General features: G+C 47.2%; 19 protein-coding genes. 3 read left to right on the top strand and 16 right to left on the bottom strand.

The genetic code is table 11. The features are described 5' to 3' along the window. Positions 1 to 83 precede the first annotated feature (83 nt). The 7 genes from ST42_RS08260 to ST42_RS08230 all read right to left on the bottom strand — a co-directional run bounded on the left by ST42_RS08260 (position 84) and on the right by ST42_RS08230 (position 8696). A complete protein-coding gene (locus ST42_RS08260) occupies positions 84 to 680 on the bottom strand; it encodes a Crp/Fnr family transcriptional regulator (RefSeq protein ID WP_044065902.1) in 597 nt (198 codons plus the stop codon). Between the two features lie 81 nt (positions 681 to 761). Next, positions 762 to 2543 carry a translation elongation factor 4 gene (gene lepA, locus ST42_RS08255; RefSeq protein WP_022317340.1) on the bottom strand — a complete coding sequence of 594 codons (1782 nt, stop codon included), beginning with the start codon at positions 2541 to 2543 and terminating at the stop codon, positions 762 to 764. A 530-nt stretch (positions 2544 to 3073) separates the two neighbouring features. Continuing rightward, entirely contained in the window at positions 3074 to 4012 is a 939-nt protein-coding gene (locus tag ST42_RS08250) for a ribonuclease Z (protein ID WP_044065901.1), read from the bottom strand. 3 nt (positions 4013 to 4015) lie between these two features. Beyond that, positions 4016 to 4582: a lipocalin-like domain-containing protein gene (locus ST42_RS08245; RefSeq protein WP_042519457.1), complete on the bottom strand. Its 567-nt coding sequence runs from the start codon at positions 4580 to 4582 to the stop codon at positions 4016 to 4018. Between the two features lie 54 nt (positions 4583 to 4636). Continuing rightward, positions 4637 to 5485, bottom strand: coding sequence for a nucleoside triphosphate pyrophosphohydrolase (gene mazG, locus ST42_RS08240; RefSeq protein ID WP_044073163.1), 849 nt, complete (start codon positions 5483 to 5485; stop codon positions 4637 to 4639). Positions 5486 to 5625: 140 nt separating this feature from the next. Next, on the bottom strand, positions 5626 to 7851 hold the full coding sequence (locus ST42_RS08235; RefSeq protein ID WP_044073161.1) for a tetratricopeptide repeat protein: 2226 nt from the start codon (positions 7849 to 7851) through the stop codon (positions 5626 to 5628). An 8-nt stretch (positions 7852 to 7859) separates the two neighbouring features. Next, complete coding sequence (locus ST42_RS08230) at positions 7860 to 8696, bottom strand: ABC transporter substrate-binding protein (RefSeq protein ID WP_197065823.1); 837 nt, start codon at positions 8694 to 8696, stop codon at positions 7860 to 7862. A gap of 170 nt (positions 8697 to 8866) precedes the next feature. On the opposite strand from ST42_RS08230, the gene radA reads away from it, so the two are divergent. Beyond that, positions 8867 to 10246, top strand: coding sequence for a DNA repair protein RadA (radA, locus tag ST42_RS08225; protein WP_042519459.1), 1380 nt, complete (start codon positions 8867 to 8869; stop codon positions 10244 to 10246). On the opposite strand, the gene ST42_RS08220 is transcribed toward radA, so the two are convergent. From ST42_RS08220 to ST42_RS08180, 9 genes are all read right to left on the bottom strand, one after another. Then, positions 10247 to 11203 carry a helix-turn-helix transcriptional regulator gene (locus ST42_RS08220; RefSeq protein WP_042519460.1) on the bottom strand — a complete coding sequence of 319 codons (957 nt, stop codon included), beginning with the start codon at positions 11201 to 11203 and terminating at the stop codon, positions 10247 to 10249. Between the two features lie 153 nt (positions 11204 to 11356). Further along, a complete protein-coding gene (locus ST42_RS08215; RefSeq protein WP_044073159.1) occupies positions 11357 to 13735 on the bottom strand; it encodes a TonB-dependent receptor in 2379 nt (792 codons plus the stop codon). 164 nt (positions 13736 to 13899) lie between these two features. Beyond that, entirely contained in the window at positions 13900 to 16587 is a 2688-nt protein-coding gene (locus ST42_RS08210) for a valine--tRNA ligase (RefSeq protein ID WP_044073158.1), read from the bottom strand. Positions 16588 to 16782: 195 nt separating this feature from the next. Beyond that, positions 16783 to 17496 carry an HAD family hydrolase gene (locus ST42_RS08205; protein ID WP_044073157.1) on the bottom strand — a complete coding sequence of 238 codons (714 nt, stop codon included), beginning with the start codon at positions 17494 to 17496 and terminating at the stop codon, positions 16783 to 16785. Between the two features lie 177 nt (positions 17497 to 17673). Further along, positions 17674 to 18843 (bottom strand): AIR synthase-related protein, encoded by a 1170-nt coding sequence (locus tag ST42_RS08200; RefSeq protein ID WP_231556978.1) that lies wholly within the window; start codon positions 18841 to 18843, stop codon positions 17674 to 17676. Positions 18844 to 18890: 47 nt separating this feature from the next. Beyond that, complete coding sequence (locus ST42_RS08195; RefSeq protein WP_042519464.1) at positions 18891 to 19643, bottom strand: shikimate dehydrogenase family protein; 753 nt, start codon at positions 19641 to 19643, stop codon at positions 18891 to 18893. Between the two features lie 9 nt (positions 19644 to 19652). Then, positions 19653 to 20390, bottom strand: coding sequence for a bifunctional demethylmenaquinone methyltransferase/2-methoxy-6-polyprenyl-1,4-benzoquinol methylase UbiE (ubiE, locus tag ST42_RS08190; RefSeq protein ID WP_042519465.1), 738 nt, complete (start codon positions 20388 to 20390; stop codon positions 19653 to 19655). A gap of 39 nt (positions 20391 to 20429) precedes the next feature. Then, positions 20430 to 21383 carry a phosphoribosylaminoimidazolesuccinocarboxamide synthase gene (locus tag ST42_RS08185; protein WP_022317355.1) on the bottom strand — a complete coding sequence of 318 codons (954 nt, stop codon included), beginning with the start codon at positions 21381 to 21383 and terminating at the stop codon, positions 20430 to 20432. 113 nt (positions 21384 to 21496) lie between these two features. Continuing rightward, positions 21497 to 22444 carry a PhoH family protein gene (locus ST42_RS08180; RefSeq protein ID WP_042519466.1) on the bottom strand — a complete coding sequence of 316 codons (948 nt, stop codon included), beginning with the start codon at positions 22442 to 22444 and terminating at the stop codon, positions 21497 to 21499. Positions 22445 to 22590: 146 nt separating this feature from the next. Between ST42_RS08180 and ST42_RS08175 the strand changes: the two genes are divergently transcribed. Together ST42_RS08175 and ST42_RS08170 are read left to right on the top strand one after the other, a co-directional pair. Beyond that, positions 22591 to 23382: a DUF5715 family protein gene (locus ST42_RS08175; protein ID WP_044065933.1), complete on the top strand. Its 792-nt coding sequence runs from the start codon at positions 22591 to 22593 to the stop codon at positions 23380 to 23382. A 424-nt stretch (positions 23383 to 23806) separates the two neighbouring features. Next, positions 23807 to 24508 carry an OmpA family protein gene (locus tag ST42_RS08170; protein WP_022317358.1) on the top strand — a complete coding sequence of 234 codons (702 nt, stop codon included), beginning with the start codon at positions 23807 to 23809 and terminating at the stop codon, positions 24506 to 24508. Positions 24509 to 24520 lie beyond the last annotated feature (12 nt).

The following is a 24520-nucleotide window of genomic DNA, read 5'->3' as shown; positions in this document are numbered from 1 at the left end:
TTTCCCATAACTAAATAATGCGGATACCAACCTGACACCAGGCTTAGCATCCGCATTCACACTATTCTTTAAAATCACAATTATCATTCCATCGCCACAGCAGAGCGCACACGACTCAACGTTTCCGGCGTCATCTGCAAATAGCTTGCCACATATACAAGCGGTGCTTTCATTATGACCTTAGGATTAAGTTTGCAAAGTTTCAGATATCTGTCCTTCGCACTCTCAAAGCGCAACAGGTCTGCTCTGCGCTGCGATATTATGAGACTCTCCTCCAGAATCTTCCTGTAGAGAATCTGTATGTTCACGTTATGAAGCGCCACCTCCTCGAGCCTTTTCTTGGGCAGTGCATATACGATAGTAGGCTCAAGGGCCTCGATGACAAGTTTTGACGGTTCCTCTCTGAAAAGGCTTTCGATACTCATAACTATAGTGCCATCGGCAGCAAGATATTCAGTCACGCTCTTGTTGTTCTTGAAATAAAATTCGCGAACCATGCCACGCTCCACATAATAGATGGCGTCACTCACATCTCCAGATTCCACCACCTTTTCGCCACGTGCAAACTTCATGGGCACGAGAATACTCTCCAAAATGTCAAGCTCATCGTGTGCCATTGTGCTGTATCTTCTTGCCAGTTCCCTGGCAATGTCTCTCTTTGTCAAGGTTGGTTCTTTCATGATGACTTCCCCTCCTGTTAATTTTGTTTATATATTTATTTCATTGCAGGTTTTCCACATCCAGTCCAGGAATCCATGGCGTCAGTCGAGTTTCAGTACAGCCAGGAATGCCTTTTGAGGCACTTCCACATTGCCGATCTGCTTCATGCGCTTCTTTCCCTTTTTCTGTTTCTCGAGCAGTTTGCGTTTACGGCTCACGTCTCCACCATAGCATTTTGCCGTTACGTCCTTACGCACGCACTTGATTGTCTCGCGCGCCACGATCTTTGCTCCTATGGCAGCCTGTATAGCAATATCAAACTGCTGCCGAGGTATCAGTTCCTTGAGTTTCTCGCATATCCTTCTGCCGAAAGCCACTGCGTTGTCCTGATGGGTGAGAGTCGACAATGCATCCACCGGTTCTCCGTTGAGCAGGATATCGAGCTTAGCAAGCTTAGACAGGCGGTAGCAATCCACATGGTAGTCGAACGAGGCATAGCCTTTAGAGATGCTCTTCAGCTTGTCGTAGAAATCAATTACAATCTCTCCCAATGGCAACATGAAGTGAAGGTCCACACGATTTCCACTGATATACTCCTGCTTGAGCAATTCGCCTCGCTTGTCGAGACAGAGTTTCATTATAGGACCGATATAGTTGGTATCGGTGATTATCGACGCCTTGATATAAGGCTCCTCAATGTGGTCTATCATCGTGGCATCGGGCAGTCCCGATGGATTATGCACTTCTTTTGATTCACCGTGCTTGTCGTATACCATATATGAAACGTTTGGCACGGTAGTAATCACGTCCATATTGAATTCTCTGTCAAGCCGCTCCTGAACAATCTCCATATGAAGCAGTCCGAGGAACCCACATCTGAATCCGAATCCGAGGGCCACCGACGATTCTGGTTGGAAGGTCAATGAGGCATCGTTGAGCTGCAGTTTCTCAAGCGACGTGCGCAGGTTCTCATACTCTGAGGGGTCGATAGGATAAACACCGGCAAACACCATCGGCTTCACTTCCTGGAATCCATCTATGGCCTTGGCGCACGGACGCGCCACATGGGTTATGGTATCACCGACCTTCACCTCTGTCGGGTCTTTTATACCGCTTATTATATATCCCACCTCTCCTGTAGAGAGTTGCTTGCGTGGAATCATATCCATCTTGAGCACTCCTACCTCGTCGGCTGTATATTCCATTCCTGTGTTATAGAACTTCACTTTGTCGCCTTTGCTGATCTTTCCATTCTCTATCTTGAAGTATGCAATAATGCCACGGAAAGGATTGAATACAGAGTCGAAGATGAGTGCCTGCAGGGGCTTCTCCGGCTCTCCTGTGGGATGTGGAACGCGCTCTATTACAGCCTTCAGTACATCCTCCACTCCCTCTCCGGTTTTTCCGGAAGCTCTGAGAATGTCTTTCCTGTCGCATCCGATAAGTTCAATTATCTCGTCTTCCACCTCTTCCGGCATAGCCGAAGGCATGTCAATCTTATTGATTACCGGGATTATCTCGAGGTCGTGATCGATAGCCATATACAAGTTACTGATAGTCTGCGCCTGAACTCCCTGTGTGGCATCTACCACGAGTAGCGCTCCCTCGCATGCCGCAATGCTTCGCGACACCTCATAAGAAAAGTCTACGTGTCCCGGAGTGTCAATGAGATTCAGTATATAGTCCTTACCTTCGTGGTTATATTCCATCTGAATGGCATGGCTCTTGATGGTGATACCTCGCTCCTTCTCAAGATCCATATTGTCGAGCATCTGTCCCTCAACGATCTTGATGGTATTGGTATATTCCAAAAGCCTGTCGGCAAGTGTAGACTTGCCGTGGTCGATGTGTGCTATGATGCAAAAGTTTCTTATATTCTCCATTAGGGTTTTGTAGTTACAATATATATCAATGTAGTGACGTAAAGCCGTACGGCATGTGCGTCCACAATATTTCTATTTGCAAATATACATTTTTTTTCCGACTGTCACAATGAATAATCAAGAAACTTTATTTTTATGATTAAAGTTTGGCATGTTGGAAACTTTCCGAACGGAAAAGAAGTAAAAAGACACAGGAAGGCGAAAGGAATAATCAACTACGACAACTATGCCACTGCTCCCCAATATGCCCAAACGAGTATTTTTAATATACACATATAACTATCAAAATAACAACACGTTTATATAAACAGACAAGAAGAGACTAGGAGTTCAGTTGGCAAAGTGTCGCAGTTCAGGAAACATCTTTTACAAGACATTAAACATCCCATAAATGTCTGGGCAAGGAAAACAAAGTACCTGTCAGAATACAAGAAACAACCGTTTCAGCAGGCAACAACCAATGGTTTACTAGCTGAAAACGGCTGAAAACAATTCATTAAACAGCGTCATTCCACGTACTTGCCAATATGTCACTCCTCTACTTTACACCTATTTGCCACATCGACAACATCCATTTCATTGGTCAGGACCACCGAGGGGAAAACACGGCACGCCTCATCAAGAAGACAGGTCTCATCGGCATATTTAGAAGAATAATGGCCAAGAAGAAGGAGTCCTGCACAGGAATCGGATGCCACACGGGCAGCCTCTGAGGCAGTGGAATGATAATATTTGCGGGCATTGGCAGCATCTTTATCTCCATAAGTAGACTCATGATAAATCACGTCAACACCGTATACCAATTTGTGAAGGTCTGGCATATAGCGCGTGTCTGAACAAAATGCATACGAGAGAGGCTTGTCTGCCGGTAGGACAAGACGGGAGTTCGGAATTGTCTCGCCATCAGCGGTCGTCCAATCTTGCCCCTGTTTGATATTATTGAACTGGCTACGCGGAATCTCATATAAATCGAGCATTTCCCTATTGAGGTGTGGCTGCAGCGGTTTCTCCTTAAACAAGAATCCGCAACAGGGCACACGATGAGACAGAGGAACAGTGGTCACCGTAAGACTCTTATCCTCATATACGACTTCACTCCTTGTGGTTTCCAACGGATGGAACACCAATTCATACTCGAAAGTCTGGCAGAACATACGTCTCTGCAGATCGAACAGCTCCGTCATCTCCTTCGGTGCATAGATATGCAATGGAGCCGTGCGCCCCAGCAATCCGAAAGTAGAGACAAGCCCCATCAGTCCAAAACAATGGTCACCATGCAGATGCGAGATGAACACGGCGTTTACCTTGCCGAAATGGACACGGCTCTTGCGCAGCTGCAGCTGGGTACCCTCACCACAGTCCACCATGAAAAACTTGTCGTGCACCTCAACAAGCTGTGCCGTGGTATTATGCTTTAAATTTGGCAGTGCGCTGCCACAGCCAAGTATATGAACACGAAATCTTGCCATATGCTAATGTTGCTTTACATCTCTCTTATATGCATATATTCCCTTCTGGTTTTCAAGCAGCAGAGAATCCGGGCCGAGACCATATACGCTGAAAGTGTCGGAGCTCAATACCAGTCTGCCATTGTTTATCTTCCACTCCACGTACGGGTTAGGCTCACTGTCGTCGCCTGTCACCACTCCACCTTCTTCTATCACGAAATGACGGTCTATGCTCGTCCATTTACCCATTAAGGATGTTATGTTGAGAACCGATTTGGCAAATAGCTCCCCATCGGCTGTCTTACAAGAAATCACAGCCAAATGGTCGCCGGCAAGCAATCCTCCCTGCACATTGCTGCAGGTGTCTGCACCCTCCAGCAGAAGGGAAAGAGTGTCACCCTTGTCGGTAATAAGTTCCAAAACCGACATGGACGTGCCTTCGCCACATATGCCATAAAGCGTGGAATCCGCCGCAGCATTGCTGTCCACCAGTGTTGGGGCATTGTCGCCGTCAGTCTTTTTCTTGCCATCGCATCCTACCAGAGAGGAGAATGCAAGACATACAGCAATAAACAAAAATACTTTCCTCATATTGTATGATTTATTATGTTTTCAACAATAAGACAACGGTGTTTCCGCCATCCTTTATTCATTAGACTTTGCTTCATTCCAAAGTTTATCCATCTCATCCAAAGTCATTTCCGTCAAAGGTTTACCCAATTTGATTGAATGATCTTCAATATAATTGAATCGACGCATGAACTTCTGGTTGGTCAGCTCCAGGGCATCATCGGGATTGATTTTATAAAGACGGGCTGCGTTGATGACACTGAACAGGAAATCGCCAAGTTCTTTTTTAGACTTTTCCTTGTCACCCTTCCGCAGTTCCTCCTCCAGTTCCGACATTTCCTCACGCACTTTTTTCCACACATCACCACGGTCTTCCCAATCGAATCCTACGTTGCGCGCCTTGTCCTGAATGCGGTATGCCTTTATCAATGTCGGCAGAGCATCCGGAACACCTGAAAGCACACGCTTGTTGCCATCTTTCTCTTTCAGTTTTATCTGTTCCCAGTTCTCTATAACCTTCTGTGCCGTGTCGGCATTCTGCATATCAGAAGGCTTGTCATCCTCACCATAAGGCAATGGCTTAGGTGATGAAGCACCGACCTGTGAAGGGTGGTACACATGGGGATGGCGGAATATAAGCTTGTCAGCAAGTTTGTTGCAGACGTCGGCAATGTCAAACGCGCTTTTCTCCTCACCAATCTTAGCATAGAAACAGATATGGAGAAACACATCTCCAAGTTCCTTGCAAATATTCAGCGTATCGTCTTTCATGAGGGCATCGCTTAGTTCAAACACCTCTTCTATCGTATTTGTTCTCAGGCTCTGGTTTGTCTGTTTTTTATCCCAAGGACATTTCTCTCTCAACGTGTCGAGCACATCGAGAAAACGCCCGAAGGCCTCTAGTTTTTCTTCTCTTGTATGCATTTTAGTTCTTTTAAGTTTACGAGTCAACATGTGGACAAGTCGTTTGGGGAACCCATTTCCAACAATTCCAAATGAAAGAACCAAGGAAACCACCCTACAGACAGGCCATCAGTCCAAGGCTAAATCTCTCCTCTTGGATTTCACTTGTCTCTGGTCAATTTATACGTTATACGTTTTATCAATATCATTTCAACAGCGGTAATGCCGAAGCAGTTGAGCATAGCTCCATCGTTGATGAAATCCTCGTCGAGGATATTCGAAATGGACAGATAGTCGGGAGCAGAAGAGTCTTTTCTTGACTTCAACAAATTCTCGCAATATTCGGCAAACAAGGTGGTAGCACCTGAAATGTCTTTCATGAACCACTTGCAGTAGCCTGCATTAAGTAAATCCATGTCACCCACAGTATCACTATCGAGCAGTTTGGCGTAGATTTTCGCTGCCTGTTCAAGTTTGTTCTCACCCATAAGAGTCCAAGCCAGGACTCTCTTTACATTGGCGGACTCCGGATATTTGTAATCAAGCTCATACAGTATTTTCGCAGCCTGTTCGAAATCTCCCATCTTGGAGCATACTATTGCATAGTGTAGAGCGTACGACTTATTGTCTGGCTCAAGGGTATAGAGTTTGCGATATGCATTCTCAGCCATTTTCAGGTCGTTGGAATGGAAAGCGGCTTTTGCCATTCCCCTCAACGCCCTTATGTCATCGCCCGAGAAATATGCAGCTTTCATAAAGCATTCTTTAGCCTCAACGAAATCTCTCGACATCTCAAGATAATAGCCACCCTTCACCAGATATCCAGCTACAGAACCGTCGAACTGTAGCTTGGGCATCAGTTTGGATAACAGTATCGCTTCACGACGCGACAACAGGAAATTGCCCAACTCAACGCGTTTCTCACTTACTGCTGTGTTGTCAAAAAGAGAACAAGCCATGAAGAGCACATTATCTGTGTCGAAAGGATTGTATATCTGGTTATGCCAGCGATAGAGGCGGTAGAAGCGATATAGATCTTGAAGTGCTCTTCTGCGCAAATAGGCAGGAGTGGCCATTTCTTCATCACTAATAAATTGTTGCTTTGGCATCTCGCCATGATTCATCATTTCTATCATGTCCGACGGTATCTTGTCTATCACCGACACAACGGCAAGGGCAAAAGAATACTTGTCGCTGTCGCAGAACGGACCTGTTGCCATCAAGTTGGTCAGAAACCTGTTGCGCTTTAGACTATCTTTCACGCGGTGAAGTTCGGGATGGTTCAAGCTGAATGGAAAGAACCAGTTTGGAAGACTATAGAAGAAGGAGAAACGCTTCATTTGTGAGAAGCCTCCGAAATAGATGTCCGCTCCACTCTTCTGCATCTCTATCATCTTCTGGAACTTGTTCTCCACTTCTTCCATCGACCTGTCGTCGGCTTCAGGATCCAGGATATCCCTCAGTTCCTGATCATTGTCTTCGATGCCAAGACGATAAGACGTGAGATTGCTGTTCTTTACCAATGTTGGCATGATGTCTCGCTGTATGATGTCGTTGTCATTTTCGGCATTCATGCAGAATACCATTTGTTTCTGCAAGTCGAGCAGGTCTCTCACCACATCATCACGAGAGAGCAGAGGCGACATTATCTGCAATTGCAGAGCAGAATCTACACCATCAGTAACCGACAGAGTCCATGCTATCAGAGCCTTCTGCTTCAGTGCCTCGTCTTTGGCTTCACTGTATATTCTGACAAGCACACGGAACTTGTTAATGTCGAAATTATTCATCACCGACAACATCATGGCACTGACGACCACTTGAGCGTCTCCTGAATCCACTGTGGGCGATAGAATAATGTCACCAATGGCACTAGCCTGTTCTTCAGTCCAAAGTTCAGAAACTACGATATGACAGAACAATGCCTGCATGAATGAATAATGAGACAAATATAGCTCATCCGCCATTTTGTCGCGTTTCTCTACCGATTCAAGCTGCAACATAGCCAAATCTGAAACGAAGTCTTCCATCTGCATCCGTATAGCCTTCTCTGAGAAAGAATTTGTCTTCACTGAGGCTCTCGAATAGGCATCCTTATAGAAATCAACGTTTCTGCGTCTATAGTCGGACCTAAGATTACGAATACCCCCCTTCAACTTGTCCAGCATATCATTGTACATAGATTCGCGCATGTCGTCCTCCACGCCTAGCTCCATGTAATGAAGCATGAGGCGGAAATTCTCCTTTATGTCCTTCACATCTTCAGAATAAGGAACATAAGGATGCGACTCTACATAGGGCAGTATGATATCTAACGCCGCTCCGAGGTCTTTGCCTTCAACTAGCCGAAGGGCTACGGAAAACTGTTTCAATTCATTCTTATCCATAACACAGACTATTTAGAGACATTACTATATTTGAAGTAATGCCTTATCATTTGAGAATAACCAGCTGCATTTTGCTTCGCGATGCGTTCCTGTGCTATTTTATAAGCACGTACAAAAGTATCTATCTGCTGTTTCTTGCGCTTATCTGACTCTACACAGGATGTGAAGAACAGTCCAGACAGGTCTTTCGAACAACTGTTACTATTCATCAACACCACACCTCCGCTTTTCTTGGCAACAGAAGCCTGCGGTTCTGTAAGCCATGCCGCGTCTATCTCGCCGTTCTGAAGCATTTTCAGGCGAATATCAACATCGTTCACCTGCACACGGAAGAACTCTTCCTTCTTTCCCTTTATGCTGTCGGACATCTTGTCGCAAAGGAAATCTGTGGCAGAAAACCTTGTCATCGCCACCAGCTTGTCTGACAGTTGGTTTATCTTAGTGACACGCGACTTTCTGTTTGCCACAAGTTTCCATTCCATTCTTGTAGACAACACCTTCTCAAAAGAAAGTCTGCCATGGTTGACAAGATATTCTATGCGTTTGTCGTCAACGAAAGCTCCATCAATCGTCTTTTTTCCCAACGATTTGTCGCAATCAAGCTGCGAAGTGTAGTGGACGAGCTTAACATCAACCCCCAAAGAGTCGAATATGCCTTCATCCAGAGCTACGAAAGCAGGCAGACAGTCGATGCGTTGCGAAACGCCAACCTTTAGAGCCAAGGAGTCTTTCGCCTTCCTCTCCATCTGGTCTTTATCTGTAGTCTTGCCACCGCCTCCAATAGAGCACCCCATAAGAATAGCTGCTACGAAGGCTCCAAAGAGTTTATTTATGTTTGTCATCATTGCCATTTACTTTATTATGAAGGATATGAAGCCAAGTTCCTCCGGTTCCAAGAATGAAGCTTCACTCCACATCAGACAGATATGGTATATATAAATACAGCACAAAGATAACGCTTTATTTTGTTATGCAGAAAAATATCATTACTTTTGTCTAAAGTAATCCGAAAAATATGGCAAAAGACAAGACAATATATGTTTGCAGCAACTGCGGACAGGAGTCTCCCAAATGGATAGGCAAATGTCCGCAATGTGGAGAATGGAACTCATTCAAGGAGTTCAGAGTGGCTGCCGGACCATCCAGCGAATCTTCGTTCAAGACAAATGGTCTCGTCAGCCCCCAAACCCTCTCTGCACTGAACATAAAGGACATCTCAAGCACTGACGACCCACGAATCGATATGGAAGACGATGAACTTAACAGAGTGTTGGGTGGCGGACTGGTGAAGGGGTCGCTGACACTGCTGGGAGGAGAACCCGGCATCGGCAAGAGCACACTGTCGCTGCAAACGGTATTGGGAATAAGCAAGAAGGTGTTGTATGTAAGCGGAGAGGAAAGCGCCCACCAACTGAAGATGAGGGCACAGAGGATAAACGAGTCACCAAGCGACAACTGTCTTATATTCTGCGATACATCGTTGGAGAATATCTTCGCATGTATAAGCAATGTCAAACCGGAAATCGTGGTGATAGACTCCATACAGACCATCAGCACTTCTGACGTGGACAGTTCTGCAGGCAGCGTATCACAGGTAAGAGAGTGTGCCGCAAGATTACTAAGATTTGCAAAGACTTCGGGGACACCGATAATACTGATAGGCCACATAAACAAGGAAGGCACACTGGCTGGACCGAAAATCCTCGAGCATATCGTGGACACAGTGATACAGTTTGAGGGTGACCAACACCATATGTACAGAATTCTAAGATCCATAAAGAACAGATTCGGAAGCACATCAGAACTTGGCATATACGAGATGTTGCCCAATGGACTGCGACCAGTTTCTAATCCATCTGAACTGCTGCTCTCTGAAGATCATGAAGGACTAAGCGGAGTGGCAATTTCGTGTGCGATAGAGGGTGTGAGGCCATTTCTTGTGGAGACTCAAGCCCTCGTCTCAACGGCTGCATACGGCACACCACAACGTTCTGCAACGGGGTTCGACCAAAAGAGGCTCAACATGCTGCTGGCTGTACTAGAGAAGCGCGTGGGGTTCAAACTCATACAAAAGGACGTATTCATAAACATTGCCGGAGGACTGCGCGTAACAGACCAGGCCATGGACCTCAGCATCATAGCCGCCGTGCTTTCGAGCAATGTGGATACAGCCATAGAACAAGGATGGTGTATGGCTGGAGAAGTGGGACTAAGCGGAGAAGTGCGCCCCGTGAGCAGAATAGAACAAAGAGTATCGGAAGCTCAGAAACTCGGATTTACCAATATCATCATACCAAATCAGAATTTCCACACCTTCGAAGCCCGCAATATCAAAGGGATAAACATCATTCCCGTAAGAAAAGTAGAAGAAGCCCTAAGACATCTATTCGGATAATCAGATTTCAACAGAAGATATATCCACCAGATTTGTCACGATGGCATAGATGGTAAGACCGGCTGGTGTGTGGATCTGCAACTTCCTCGCAATGTTCCGACGATGGGTAATGACGGTGTTGGGGGCAATGCACAAATGGTTTGCAATTTCCTTATTAGTCATTCCCTGCACCAGACTCACTATCACCTCTTTCTCGCGCTCGCTCAATGCGTCCTGGTTTCCAGGGTTAGTGTTTATCATGCTTGAAATTTTTGCAGACACATCATTCTGTTTCAATTTCTTCTCAAGCGTACGGATGGCAGGAATCATTATTTCTTCTTCCACGTCAGAATGTTTGGCAAGCCACTCCTCGTTATTATAAATATCACAGAGAGTGGCAGACAGCTGGTTATTGCGCAATCCATCGCTAGGCAGATATTTGATTATGATGTTTTTCAGTTCTCGCAATTTCTGGTCAGTCTGACCATGATGTTTTGAAAATGTATCAATGTCATAGTTTGGCAGCGGTTGTTTGTCGAGAAGCGACTCCACGTATGGGAAAAGGAATTTCTCCTCATACTTCATGTGCTTCTTGATTTCTTCGGCATACTCATCATATAATTTGAGTATCAGACGAGCGAGATTGTCCTTCTCGTCTAATGCTTCTACGAGTTCCTTACGTATAAAAGGCAACTGGAAATCAAGATAATACTCATGGCTGGCATGAAGATAATGCATGATAGTAGGTATAGACAATCTCGAGAAGTCATCGAAGGCCTTGTAGCCATTAATGACGAGATTAACGATTGCCAGAAATGTGTAAGTATCAACACCTTGCGCCTCGCACACCTCATTCACGGTCTTGTCTCCAAAGCCAAGATTAATACCAAAACTGCCAAGACTTTGCAGTACGTTATAGTTGTCACTGATAAGCACGATAAGCTTATCATCGGCTTCATATAGTTTTTGACTCTTCATCTTCCACTTCCTTTATATTCAGCATGCAAAGTAAATTATTATTTTGCAATCCTGCAATAATCATTTTTAGGTATTTTTCAACTGAAAAACAGACATCCCCTATCTGATGAATGTTATACTGCTGAAGTAAAGAATTCTGCAGAGCAAGTAGCGTCAGAACTCAACTGACACCCTTGCGTTTATCTGCCTTCCAGTAAGATAGTTTGGCACGGCATACTGCTGATTGGTCACATCCGTTATCCAATAGTAAGAGTTCACGTTGTTTATACCAAACAAGTTGAGACAGTCGATGCCCAGCCATACGTTCTTGAATACAGATTTCTTTTTGTCGCTCTTCTCTCTGTCGAAAAGTCTGTAGCTCATGCCGATGTCAGCACGCTTGTATGCAGGAGCCCTGAACTGCTGCTGCGAGAGATCTCTGTGTGGAGGACCGAAGGGCAGACCGTCTGCAAACGCCAGTTTGAGCGACATTCTCCACTTGTCTGTTCCAGGGAAATAGTCGGTGAAATAAAGGTTTAAGGAATACCTTTGGTCTGTTGGCATAGGTATGCTCTTGCCTTTCAGATTTATCTTGGTACTCATCACCGACAGGCTCACCCATGAGTCTGCACCAGGCACAAACTCGCCATATAGCTTCATGTCAAGTCCGAGAGCATGTCCACTGCATTGCTGGCTTGCGTCGTATACTATCTTCACGTTGTTCACGCTGTATGGCACGATGTTGCCAAGTGCCTTGAAGTAAGCTTCGGCTGTGAATTTGTATGGTCTGTCATTGAGTTTGAATTTATAGTCGTAGGCAGCGATAAAGTGTATAGACCTCTGGCTTTTTATCTTCTTGTTTAGAGTGGCGTATGTTGTCCCCTCCACTGTAGTGGTGTCTCTTAGTTCCTTGAAGAATGGTGCCTGATAGTATAATCCTGTTGCAAACCTGAATGTCACGTCATTGTTGAAAGGCGGAACTATGCTCAGCGAGAGTCTCGGACTGATTATCGTCTCACGGTTGAAGTTCCAGTGACTAAACCTTATACCATAGTTCAGTGTGAAGAACGTATGCTGTCCTGGACTCATGAATTTATATGTATCCTGAGCATAAGCCTCCAGTCTGTTTGCGTTAAGTTTGTTTCGGGCATTAAGCGAATAAATCATCTTCATGTCTTCACCGGTGTGTGGGATATTATATCCGCTGGAGTCTCGCATTTCATATTCCTTGCTATATTCGTCCACGTGTTCAATTTTGTATGCCAGTCCGGCGAGTATTTCGTGGCGTTTTGCCTTGTGAGAGAAAGCCAACTTCAGACTTTTCACATTGGCTTTCAGATAGTTGCGTGCATGTTCCATATATGTGCCCACTCCGAGATTCTCGCTCGTTTCCGTCTGTGTAAGCCAATATTGTCCCTGTATGTCGTATTTTTCCTGCTCATTGGTACTGTATGCAGAACCGATGAGCGACAGTCGTGTTTTTTCGCCAAATAGTCTTGTGATTGTAAATGTGCCAAAGTAAGTACGGAAAAGGTCTTTTTCCTTACCGTCGAAATATACTTTGAATGATTTTACGTTCTCCATCGTTCCGAAGTTGGTTTCTCTGTCAGAAGGTGTGAAATTGTAGTGATTGTCAGAGATGTCGCCCATAAATTCTATCTCCCATCGTTTGTTGGGTTTATATGTGAGATAAGTCTGATAATCAAGGAAACTCGGACTATACTCTCCTTTAGTTTCGAGCGAACCGAGCAGGTATTTGTTTGTCTTGTATCTCAGACCATTGCTCCATGAGAATTTCTTGTTGCTGAATCCCACGTATGCCGATGCGCCGAGCATGCTGGCAGTGACCTTGGCTTCGAATTTCTTGGGTTGTTTGTATGTGATGTCGAGTGCTGACGACATTTTGTCTCCATATTTAGCCTCAAAGCCTCCGGAACTGAAACCGATGCTCTTCACCATGTCGGGGTTGATGATTGAGAGTCCTTCCTGTTGTCCGCTTCTCACGAGGAACGGGCGGTATATTTCCACACCATTTATATATACGCTGTTTTCGTCGAAGCTACCTCCTCTTACATTGTATTGCGACGAAAGCTCACTATGGGTTGACACTCCCGCCTGCTGCTGTATGAGTTCTTCCACAGCATTTCCGGTTGCCGACGGTGTATTCGTGGCATTCTTCACGTCGAGTTGCTCAGTAGTGCCGGTTTGTCTTCTCTTCTCCGTGATTGTCACCTCGCCCAATTCGTTGTTGTCGTCGAAGAGTTGTATGAGCAAAGTCTGCTTTCCTTTAGGTTTGCGCAGCACGCGTGTTTTGGTTTTGTAGCCCACCATAGAGAATCTCACCACCACGCTGTCTGCGGAGTTGAGATGCAGTGAGAACTCACCCTTCAGGTTCGTAAGCGTCACTCTCCCCTGTTTCACCACTGCCACTGTGGCAAGTTCCACGGGATTGTTGTTGCTGTCGGTCACTCTTCCCTGTAGGGTGAAGGTCTGCGAGAATGCGCTTATGCACACAAAACAGATTAATATCGAGAGTATAATTATCTTCTTCATATGATATATTTAACGAAAGGAAAGCCAAATTATTGTATTTGTGTAGAAATAAGTTGACGAGTGAAGCATTGTATACTCTAAATGTTTGAAGGACAAGTCTAAACAACCTGTCCTTCAATCATTTATACACTTTTGTCATTGTCAAAACAGTCAAGCCATGACTGTTATTTCTGTGCTTTTAGTGAGCTTATGCTCTCCTTCAGCGCAGCAATCTTCTCCATGCTGTCGCTCTGCTTCTTACGCTCTAGAGCCACCACTGCTTCCGGTGCGTTGGCAACGAATCGCTCATTTGAGAGTTTCTTGGAAACTCCGGCGAGGAAGCCTTCGAGATGTTTCAGCTGTGCCTCCATCTTCTCTATCTCGGCAGCCACGTCTATCATGTCGCCCAACGGCACTGCATATTCCAGCGTGCCCACCATGAAGGCTGCTGCAGTACAGTCCTTCTCTGTCACGACGTCGATGCTCGTCAGGTTGGCCATCTTGCCAACCACGCTGTCGTAGTCTTTCAAAGCGTTTTCACCTACACACTGCAACGAGAGTGTCTCTTTGTTGGCGATGTTTTTCTGGTTGCGCACTGTTCTCACTCCTGCCACGATCTGCTTCACGCTCTCGATGTCTTCGATAAGTTTCATGTCTTCGCCTGTAGGAGCTGAGATTTCCAGTTTGTCGCGCATAATTGACTCTCCGTCCTTTCTCTCGTAAATGTGCTGCCACAGTTCCTCTGTGATGAACGGCATGAACGGATGGAGCATCTTAAGCAGATTTTCAAAGAACTTGAGTGTTGCTTCATATGTGGTTTTGTTGATAGGCTGACCATATGCCGGCTTCACCATCTCCAGATACCAGCTTGAGAACTCGTCCCAGAAAAGTTTGTAGACTGTCATCAGAGCTTCTGAGATACGGTATTTCTTGAACAGGTCGTCTATTTCGGCATTTGCCTGACGCAGCTTGGCATTGAACCACTCCACAGCAATCTTGTTTGCCTCTGGCTGAGTGCCATCTGCCACTTCCCATCCCTCCACGAGACGGAATGCGTTCCATATCTTGTTGTTGAAGTTTCGTCCCTGTTCACAGAGGCTCTCATCGAAGAGGATATCGTTTCCTGCCGGTGCAGAGAGCATCATTCCCATGCGTACTCCATCGGCTCCGTATTTATCTATGAGTACCAATGGATCTGGTGAGTTTCCGAGGCTCTTCGACATCTTGCGTCCGAGTTTGTCGCGCACGATACCCGTGAAGTATACATGTTTGAATGGCATCTTTCCCTTATACTCATAACCAGCCATAATCATACGTGCCACCCAGAAGAAGATGATATCCGGACCAGTAACGAGGTCACTAGTTGGATAGTAGTATTTCATTTCTTCGTTGTCGGGATCGAGAATTCCGTTGAACAGAGAGATTGGCCACAGCCATGAAGAGAACCATGTATCAAGGCAGTCGCTATCTTGCTCCAGGTCGCCGGCACTGAGGTTGGCATTTTTCTTGCGCGCCTCTTCCAAAGCCAGTTCTGCTGTCTCAGCCACCACCACGTCTTTCTTGCCTTCTTCCGTAGTGTAATAATATGCCGGGATACGGTGTCCCCACCATAGCTGTCGGCTGATACACCAGTCTTTGATGTTTTCCAGCCAATGTCTGTATGTGTTCTTATATTTTGACGGATAGAACATTATCTCGTCGTCCATCACTGGTGGCAGCGCCTCGTCGGCGAAGTGCTGCATAGACAGGAACCACTGTGTGCTGAGCTTAGGTTCGATTGGCACGTTGGTACGTTCAGAGAAGCCCACTTTGTTGTTGTAGTCTTCCACTTTCTCCATGAGTCCAGCCTCCTTGAGGTCTTTCTCTATCTGCTTGCGCACGTCCATACGGTCCATGCCCACATACATTCCTGCGGCCTCGCTTATTGTGCCGTTATCGTTGAATATGTCGATGGTCTCGAGGTTGTGTTTCAGTCCGAGGGCATGGTCGTTGATATCGTGGGCAGGAGTCACTTTCAGACAGCCCGTACCAAACTCTATGTCAACGTAACCGTCTTCAACTACAGGTATTTCTCTTCCCACCAGCGGCACTATCACGTGCTTTCCTTTGAGCCATGTGTTTTTCTCATCGTCTGGATTTATACACATTGCCGTGTCACCCATGATTGTTTCAGGGCGCGTTGTGGCAACCACAGCGTAGTAGCCTTTCTCGTCTTTGTGCATCACGTTGCCTTCGCTCTTTCTCTCCACGTCGCTTTCAACCACTCTGTATTTCAGATAGTAGAGTTTCGAGTGTTCGTCTTTGTACACCACCTCTTCGTCTGAAAGTGCGGTCTGTGCCTGTGGGTCCCAGTTCACCATTCTTGCTCCGCGGTAGATGAGTCCTTTGTTGTAGAGGTCGCAGAATACTTTTATCACGCTCTTCGAACGGGTCTCGTCCATTGTGAAAGCTGTGCGGTCCCAATCGCAGCTAGCACCGAGCTTTCTGAGCTGCTTCAGGATTATTCCTCCGTGCTCTTCTGTCCATGCCCATGCGTGCTTGAGGAACTCGTCGCGTGTAAGGTCGGTTTTCTTTATGCCTTCCTGAGCAAGTTTATTCACCACCTTTGCCTCTGTAGCGATAGAGGCGTGGTCGGTGCCAGGCACCCAGCATGCGTTCTTGCCTTCCATACGTGCCCTTCTCACCAGGATATCCTGTATGGTGTTGTTGAGCATGTGTCCCATGTGTAGTACTCCTGTCACGTTTGGTGGAGGTATTACCACTGTGTATGGTTCTCTTCCGTCAGGCTTGCTGCTAAACAGTTTGTTGTCAAGCCAATAGTCATACCATTTCGACTCCACGCTTTGTGGATCGTATTTGCTTGCTAATTCCATATATTATGTCGTTTTGTTTGCTTTATATTCTTGTTGTTTGCTTCCTAATCCATTGCCGCTATTTCTTCTTTGCTTTTGCATAAGCGCAATAATTCTGCAAAGTTAATCCTTTTTCTCTATATGGGCAAGATTTGGTATTTTTTTGTTGAGGAAGGTTTTCACTGAGCGTTGCCGGGATGTGTGCCAACTTGTCTGCTATTCCAGTCTGAATTCGCCGGCGAGAGCTGCGACGGATGGGAATATCATGTTTGCCCCTTCTGCCAGCAGTATGGAGTCGCGCAATGGACCTGTGTTTACGGCAATGGTGAACACATGGGCTGCCACTGCTGCACGTACTCCGAGTGGGGCGTTTTCCACCACTATGGCCTGCCATGGTTCTACTCCTGCCTTCTGCAGTCCTTTCAGATAAGGTTCTGGATCTGGCTTGCCTTTCTCCACATCATTTGCACATACTACGAGGTCGCGGTTTACAAGTCCCTTGAGGTCGCGGTCGAGTTTGTCGAGGAGTGTGTGCTGCGCACTGCCAGTCACTATCACGATCTTCAGCCCAGAGGCTTTTACCTTTTCCATAAGTTCTTTAATGCCTGGCATCAGCGATGGTGTGGGACAGGCGTTGAAAGCGTCCGATTTTAGTTTATATACTTTTTGGGCTTCCTTTTCTGATATGTTCTCGCTGCGCTGCTTAATGAAGAGCTGCTGTATGGTTTCCACTCCCCTCATCCCCTCGTAGCGGTATGCGTCTTCTGGCGGCATTTCTATGCCTATTGACTGCATGGCGGTGTGCCAACTGCGGGCATGGTATGGCATGCTGTCGTAGATTACGCCGTCCATGTCGAACATTACCGCCTTGGGCTGGAATTCGAGATAGCCGGAAGTTGCAAGATACTGTGATATAAAATTCTGAAACATGATGGATGTGGTTTTAAAAAGTTGACGAGTTGACGAGGAGTTTTGCCGCTTCTGATTGCTGTCAGCAGTCAATAGGAACCTCCTTGTCAACTCGTCTGCCTTTCTACTTATCTATTCCGTAACTTGTCAACTCGTTTACTTGTTTACTCGTCAACTCGTTTACTTGTCAACTTACTATCAATACTCAAATACTCCGAATTCCGACTTGATGGTAAGGCTCTTCTTGCCTTCCTCTATGTGTCCTACTATCTGTGCATCGATGTTGAAGCTCTTGCTCAGCTCTATCACCTTGTCGGCAATTTCTGGTCGCACATAGATTTCCATGCGGTGTCCCATGTTAAACACTTTGTACATTTCCTTCCAGTCGGTGCCGCTCTGCTGCTGAATGGTCTTGAAAAGTGGTGGCACTGGGAACATGTTGTCTTTCACCACCTTACAGTTGTCATTCACGAAATGTAGCACCTTTGTCTGCGCTCCTCCCGTACAATGCACCATTCCGTGGATTTCCGGCCTCAGCTCGTCGAGCAGTCTCTTTATCACTGGGGCATAGGTACGTGTTGGCGAGAGCACTAGTTTTCCGGCATTCACCGGACTACCCTCCACTTCGTCGTCGAGTCGCTTTGCGCCACTATATACAAGTTCTTCAGGAACGGCGTGGTCGTAGCTTTCCGGATATTTCTCTGCCAGGTATTTTGAGAACACGTCGTGACGTGCGCTGGTCAGTCCGTTGCTTCCCATTCCTCCGTTGTATGAGGTTTCGTATGTAGCCTGTCCGCATGATGACAATCCTACGATTACATCGCCCGGACGTATGTTTGCGTTGTCTATCACGTCGCTGCGCTTCATTCTGCAGGTCACGGTAGAGTCCACGATGATGGTCCTGACGAGGTCGCCCACGTCTGCAGTCTCACCTCCTGTAGGATATATTCCTATTCCCATCTCGCGCATCTGCTGGAGAAGTTCGTCTGTACCGTTGATGATTGCCGAAATTACTTCTCCCGGCACAAGCATTTTGTTTCTGCCTATGGTTGAAGATACGAGGATGTTGTCCACGGCTCCCACGCAGAGCAGGTCATCGGTGTTCATTACGATGGCGTCCTGGGCTATGCCTTTCCATACAGAGAGGTCGCCGGTCTCCTTCCAGTACATATACGCAAGCGATGATTTTGTGCCGGCTCCGTCAGCGTGCATGATATTGCAGTATTCGGGGTCGCCTCCGAGCACGTCGGGTATTATCTTGCAGAAAGCCTGCGGGAATATTCCTTTGTCGATATTCTTTATGGCGTTGTGCACGTCTTCTTTTGCTGCGCTCACGCCACGCATCATATACCTGTTTGATTTATCCATCTTGTTCTTGTTTTATATTTGCTTAATAAATGGAACTTAGCCTGTTCTCACACTTTGTCTTTGCCATGCCAGAAGTCCCAGCTTGCGAAAGCCTGCAGGAGCAGCATTTCCAGTCCGTTCTTCGTCATTGCCCCTTGTTCTTTACCTTTCTTCATAAAGAGTGTTTCGTCGGGGTTGTAGAGCAAATCGTAGAGCAGGTTGTGGCTGTCCATGGCTTCGTATGGCAGGTCCGGGCATTCATCGGTGTGGGGATAGAGTCCGCATGGTGTGCAGTTCACTATCACGTTGTATTCCTTCACCACCTCAGGTGTCACATCTTTATATTGTATTGTTCCCGGGCGTTCGAAACGGCTTACGAGCAGCGTTTCCAGCCCCAATGACTTCAGTCCGTAGTTTACGGCTTTCGACGCTCCTCCTGTGCCGAGTATGAGGGCTTTTTTGTGGTGGCTTTCCAACAGCGGCTCTATGCTCTTCGTGAAGCCGATGACATCACTGTTGTATCCCCTGAGGAATGTGTCGTCGCCTTTGCTCTCCACCCGTATCACATTGACGGCGCCTATGGCTCTTGCCTCCACGCTGACATAGTCGAGGAAGCTCAACACCTTCTCTTTGTAGGGTATCGTGACGTTGAGTCCCTTGAGTTCAGGATTCGTCGCCAGCACCTCGGGCAGGTCATCGATTGTCTTGATCTCGAAGTTTATATACTCTGCGTCTATGTCTTCATTCTGGAATTTCTCGTTGAAGAAGCTCTTGGAGAATGAATGCACGAGAGGATAACCGATTAGTCCATACTTGTCCATAAGTCATTATTATTTTATTGCTGTATAACATGTGCAGATTCCAAACGTAAGACGTTTGAAACCGGCGGTGCTGAATCCTGTTTTCTTCAGTATTTCCACCATCACCTCTCCTTGCGGAAAGGCTTCTATGGTGGCTATGAGATACTTGTATGCGCTCTTGTCTCTTGATATCATGCGCCCGTAGAGGGGGAGTAGCGTATGTGAATATAGCGTGAAGAGCTGCTTCACGGGGAAGTGTACGGGTCTTGTGAGCTCTATCACGCAGAGTGTGCCTCCGGGCTTGAGCACTCTGTACATCTCTCTCAGTCCAGCTTCGAGGTCCTGGAAGTTCCGTATGCCGAATGCTGCAGTGACCACGTCGAAGCTTGCGTCTGGGAATGTCATCGAGAGGCAGTCTTCTCTCTGGAAACTTATCACATCCTGCAGGGCTGCCGCTTTCACTTTTTCTCTTCCCACCTGCATCATGCCCTCTGAGATATCGATACCCACCACTTTGCCCGGTTTGAGTTTCCTGGCTTCCAGTATGGCGAGGTCGCCGGTGCCTGTCGCCACGTCGAGTACAGAGTCAGCGGAACGGACAGCCTGCAGTTTCCTGACCACGTGGTTTCTCCAATACTTGTCTATGCAGAAGGAGAGACGGTGGTTCAGCGTGTCATAGGAATGTGCCACGGCATCGAACATCTGCTCGACTTGCGCTGCCTTCTGACCGCTCTGCTCGTATGGGTTTATCTTTTCCTGTCCGTACATTATATTTTTGACGCGTGTGGTATTTGGGGGATGTGTATGTTATTTCTTGTATGCAGCGAGCCACTCTGCAACGTTGCGCTCTATTCGTGCCGCGATGTCGCCTGTCTCGGCAGCCTTGTCGAACTTCTCGCCTGTGATGTGCTCGTAGAGCTCGATGTATCTGTCACTCACGCTCTCAGCGTATTCGTCGGTGATTTCAGGCATCACCTGTCCCGGCTCGTTCATGAAGTTGTGTTCGATAAGCCACTGGCGTACGAACTCTTTCGAGAGCTGCTTCTGCGGTTCGCCATTTGCGAATTTCTCCTCGTATCCGTCGGCATAGAAATAGCGGCTTGAGTCTGGCGTATGTATTTCGTCAATCAGGTAGACCTTGCCGTCGCGTTTTCCGAACTCGTATTTGGTGTCAACGAGGATAAGTCCGTGCTGGGCTGCGATTTCCTGTCCGCGGGCGAAGATCTTTCTCGTATAGTCTTCCATCACGGCGTAATCTTCTGCGCTAACAATACCCTGGGCGATGATTTCCTCCTTTGAGATGTTCATGTCGTGTCCCTCGTCGGCCTTAGTGGTCGGTGTGATGATCGGCTCCGGGAAGCGCTGGTTCTCTTTCATTCCGTCGGGGAGTTTCACTCCGCACAGCTCGCGGCAGCCTTTCTGGTATTCGCGCCATGCCGAACCAGTGAGGATGGAACGTATGATCATCTCCACTCTGAAGCCTTCACACTTCAGACCGACGGTGACCTGTGGGTCTGGAGTCGCCAATTTCCAGTTTGGACAGATGTCGTTTGTATGGTCAAGGAATTTTGCTGCAATTTGGTTGAGCACCTGACCTTTGAAAGGGATTCCCTTTGGCAGTACTACGTCAAAAGCAGAGATTCTGTCTGTGGCGACCATCACGATGAGGTCGTCGCCGATGTTGTAAACGTCGCGTACTTTTCCATGATATACGCTCTTTTGTCCTTCAAAATGAAAATCAGTGTTTGTTAATGCTTTCATTACTTTATGTTTATTAAAAGTCAGATAAATCTTTGTCGTTATCGCCAAAGTGATAATTGTCTGCAAATGTAGTTATTTTAAACATAACGGACAACATTGCAGTTGAAAAATCATCATTCTTTCTTCGATTTGTCGAATTTCTCGTATGCCTTTACTATCTTGGTGACTAGCTTGTGGCGCACAATGTCGGTCTGTGTCAGGTTGACCACCGAGATACCTTCCACCCCGCCCAGGATACCGAGCGCCTCGCGCAGTCCGCTCTGCGTGCCGCGCGGCAGGTCCACCTGCGTCATGTCGCCGGTGATTATCATCTTGGCATTCCATCCCATGCGGGTGAGAAACATGCGGAGCTGTGCCGAGGTGGTGTTCTGCGCCTCATCGAGTATAACCACGGCGTCGTTGAGCGTCCTGCCTCGCATGAAGGCGAGCGGGGCTATCTGTATCACGTGTTTCTCCATCATCTCCTGAAGCTTCACGGCGGGTATCATGTCTTCGAGCGCATCGTAGAGGGGCTGCAGATAGGGGTCTATCTTGTCTTTCATGTCGCCCGGCAGGAATCCGAGCTTCTCGCCTGCCTCCACGGCGGGGCGCGACAGGATTATCTTCTTCACGTTCTTCTCCTTGAGTGCCCTTACGGCGAGCGCGATGCTGAGATAGGTCTTGCCGGTGCCGGCAGGACCCACGGCGAAGATCATGTCGCTCTTCTCGAAGGCTTCCACGAGCTGCTGCTGGTTGGCGCTGCGGCTCTTGATGGGCTTGCCGGAAATGTTGTAGACCACCACACCCGAGGAAGAGTCGTCGGCGGCAGGTCTGCCCTTCACGATATTCAGGATGTCTGCTTCGGCGATGGAATTGTATTTTAGGATGTGAAGACGTATCTTCTCTGCCACTTCCTCGAATGCTGCCATCTGCTCTTCGTCGCCCAACACTCTCACCACATTGTCCCGGGCCAACAGACGCAGCTTGGGGAACAACGACCTTATCATCTGAAGATGAACGTTGTTGCTGCCGTAGAACACCACGGGATCTATGTCTTCCAAAATGATATGCTTTTCTATCACCTATATAAATTTTATGAAATGTTCCGCAAAGTTACAACATTTTTATCATCCGCCGACATATTAAACGACAAATTTCCATTACCTTTGCAAAATTAAAAGTTGACGAGCTGGAAAAGCCAGCAAAAAAGAACTACATAATGCAAGACATGAAAATTACAAAGAAACAATATATCCTCGCATTCTTCACCATCGTGGCCGTGCTTGCCATCATCCGCTGCACATCTCCGAAAATAGCGGAAGGCGGAAGCAAAGAGGAGATGATGCCGGGCGACACTCTCGCCACACCGACGGCAACGGCTCTTGCCGACGACGTAGAGAAGGGCGTCAAGGCTGAAATACGTTTCTTCGACGAAAAGGGAAACATCGTGAAGAACCGCATATACAGCGTACCGCGCTTCTGCGACGCCTTCCCCGACAGCAACAACGTGCAGCTCGCCTCTGCCAAGGAGCATGGCGTGAAACCGGTATTGAACAGGGCCGACGCCGAGAAGAGACACAAGGAACTGGTGTATATCGGAGCCAACCCGTTCTTCTGCGTCGACAAGCTGAAGAGAAGTACGCCATATCTCGTGCCACGAGCCGCAAACCTGCTGGGCGACATCGGACAGTCGTTTATGGACAGTCTGGCAATCAAGGGAATCCCGCTGCACAAATGTATCGTGACAAGCGTATTGAGGACGCGCGAAGACGTGGAAAGGCTCAGGACCACCAACAGAAACGCCACAGAGAACTCATGCCATCTCTACGGCACCACATTCGACATTTGCTACAACCGCTACACGAGGGTGAACGACCCGGAAGGGAAACAAATGAAGGCCACGAGCAACGACACCCTGAAATGGGTGCTCAGCGAGGTGCTGCGCGACATGCGCGTAGCAAACCGCTGCTATATTAAATATGAGGTGAAGCAGGGGTGCTTCCACATCACCGTGAGATAACACACGCCCATTTCCGCAATGCAAACGGGATGTTTACGATTTTATTTGAGCCATTTGGCATCTGCAAAACGGCAGTATGGAAGAGAGAACTGCACGACAAACGTCTGCCCGACGGAAACGGCCAGCAATGACTCCGGCGCCCTTGTATGCCGGATTTGTTGCATTGTTGCATGTTGCATTAAGGTCTTTCCGACATGCGGATGCCTTTATTTATATACAAACATTTCCCAAAATATTTTTCTAATACCTTGGAAAGTGCTTAATGCAACATGCAACAATGCAACATTTTCACCCAAATATCAATTGGAGGAACCAAGGAAAGAGAAGACGGACGTTTAGAAAAATTATACATTCAACATTCTTGGAATTGAAAAATAATCCATATATTTGCAAGGACAAAGAATAACGACTAAATAATACGACAATGGACAAAATCAAAGTAGCGACAATCGGACTATGTGCAGCGGCAATCGTGAGCTGCGGAAACAATACAGGCAACGGAGCACTAATCGGAGCAGGAGGCGGAGCCCTCGTGGGAGCGATAATCGGAAAAGTGGCTGGCAACACCGCAGTGGGAGCTGCGCTGGGAGCTGCCGTGGGAACAGGAGCCGGAGCGCTCATAGGCAAGCACATGGACAAAGTGAAGGCTGAAGCCGAGGCGGAACTGAACAATGCAAAGGTGGAGGAAGTGACCGACGCCAACGGACTAAAAGCGGTGAAGATAACATTCGACTCCGGACTGCTCTTCCAGACAAGTTCAGCTGACCTGAGCCAGGCAAGCAAGACAAACCTGACAGATCTGGCAAACCTGATGAAGAAATACAACACCTGCGCAATCGACGTATACGGACACACCGACAACCAGGGATGGAGAAACTGCACAGCCGCAGAGAGCGACAACAAGAACATGGCGCTGTCTGAAAGCCGTGCACAGTCGGTGGTCAACTTCATGAAGAGCAACGGAGTGACAGCTTCACAGTTCAAGAACATCACCGGAAAAGGAAGCACAGCGCCTGTAGCTTCAAACGAGACAAAACAGGGACAGCAGCAGAACCGCCGCGTGGAAATATACATGTATGCAAGCGAAGAAATGGTGAAGGAAGCACAGCAGGGAACACTGAAATAAACGGAAACCTAT

This window comes from Prevotella pectinovora, from assembly GCF_000834015.1.
Lineage (GTDB): Bacteria > Bacteroidota > Bacteroidia > Bacteroidales > Bacteroidaceae > Prevotella > Prevotella pectinovora.
This window is presented reverse-complemented; position numbering and strand designations above follow the sequence as displayed.

What these genes read in the sequence shown, in the direction of transcription:
- ST42_RS08260 (WP_044065902.1), bottom strand. Translation starts at nt 680, where the DNA reads ATGAAAGAACCAACCTTGACAAAGAGAGACATTGCCAGGGAACTGGCA.
- lepA (WP_022317340.1), bottom strand. Translation starts at nt 2,543, where the DNA reads ATGGAGAATATAAGAAACTTTTGCATCATAGCACACATCGACCACGGC.
- ST42_RS08250 (WP_044065901.1), bottom strand. Translation starts at nt 4,012, where the DNA reads ATGGCAAGATTTCGTGTTCATATACTTGGCTGTGGCAGCGCACTGCCA.
- ST42_RS08245 (WP_042519457.1), bottom strand. Translation starts at nt 4,582, where the DNA reads ATGAGGAAAGTATTTTTGTTTATTGCTGTATGTCTTGCATTCTCCTCT.
- mazG (WP_044073163.1), bottom strand. Translation starts at nt 5,485, where the DNA reads ATGCATACAAGAGAAGAAAAACTAGAGGCCTTCGGGCGTTTTCTCGAT.
- ST42_RS08235 (WP_044073161.1), bottom strand. Translation starts at nt 7,851, where the DNA reads ATGGATAAGAATGAATTGAAACAGTTTTCCGTAGCCCTTCGGCTAGTT.
- ST42_RS08230 (WP_197065823.1), bottom strand. Translation starts at nt 8,696, where the DNA reads ATGATGACAAACATAAATAAACTCTTTGGAGCCTTCGTAGCAGCTATT.
- radA (WP_042519459.1), top strand. Translation starts at nt 8,867, where the DNA reads ATGGCAAAAGACAAGACAATATATGTTTGCAGCAACTGCGGACAGGAG.
- ST42_RS08220 (WP_042519460.1), bottom strand. Translation starts at nt 11,203, where the DNA reads ATGAAGAGTCAAAAACTATATGAAGCCGATGATAAGCTTATCGTGCTT.
- ST42_RS08215 (WP_044073159.1), bottom strand. Translation starts at nt 13,735, where the DNA reads ATGAAGAAGATAATTATACTCTCGATATTAATCTGTTTTGTGTGCATA.
- ST42_RS08210 (WP_044073158.1), bottom strand. Translation starts at nt 16,587, where the DNA reads ATGGAATTAGCAAGCAAATACGATCCACAAAGCGTGGAGTCGAAATGG.
- ST42_RS08205 (WP_044073157.1), bottom strand. Translation starts at nt 17,496, where the DNA reads ATGTTTCAGAATTTTATATCACAGTATCTTGCAACTTCCGGCTATCTC.
- ST42_RS08200 (WP_231556978.1), bottom strand. Translation starts at nt 18,843, where the DNA reads ATGGATAAATCAAACAGGTATATGATGCGTGGCGTGAGCGCAGCAAAA.
- ST42_RS08195 (WP_042519464.1), bottom strand. Translation starts at nt 19,643, where the DNA reads ATGGACAAGTATGGACTAATCGGTTATCCTCTCGTGCATTCATTCTCC.
- ubiE (WP_042519465.1), bottom strand. Translation starts at nt 20,390, where the DNA reads ATGTACGGACAGGAAAAGATAAACCCATACGAGCAGAGCGGTCAGAAG.
- ST42_RS08185 (WP_022317355.1), bottom strand. Translation starts at nt 21,383, where the DNA reads ATGAAAGCATTAACAAACACTGATTTTCATTTTGAAGGACAAAAGAGC.
- ST42_RS08175 (WP_044065933.1), top strand. Translation starts at nt 22,591, where the DNA reads ATGAAAATTACAAAGAAACAATATATCCTCGCATTCTTCACCATCGTG.
- ST42_RS08170 (WP_022317358.1), top strand. Translation starts at nt 23,807, where the DNA reads ATGGACAAAATCAAAGTAGCGACAATCGGACTATGTGCAGCGGCAATC.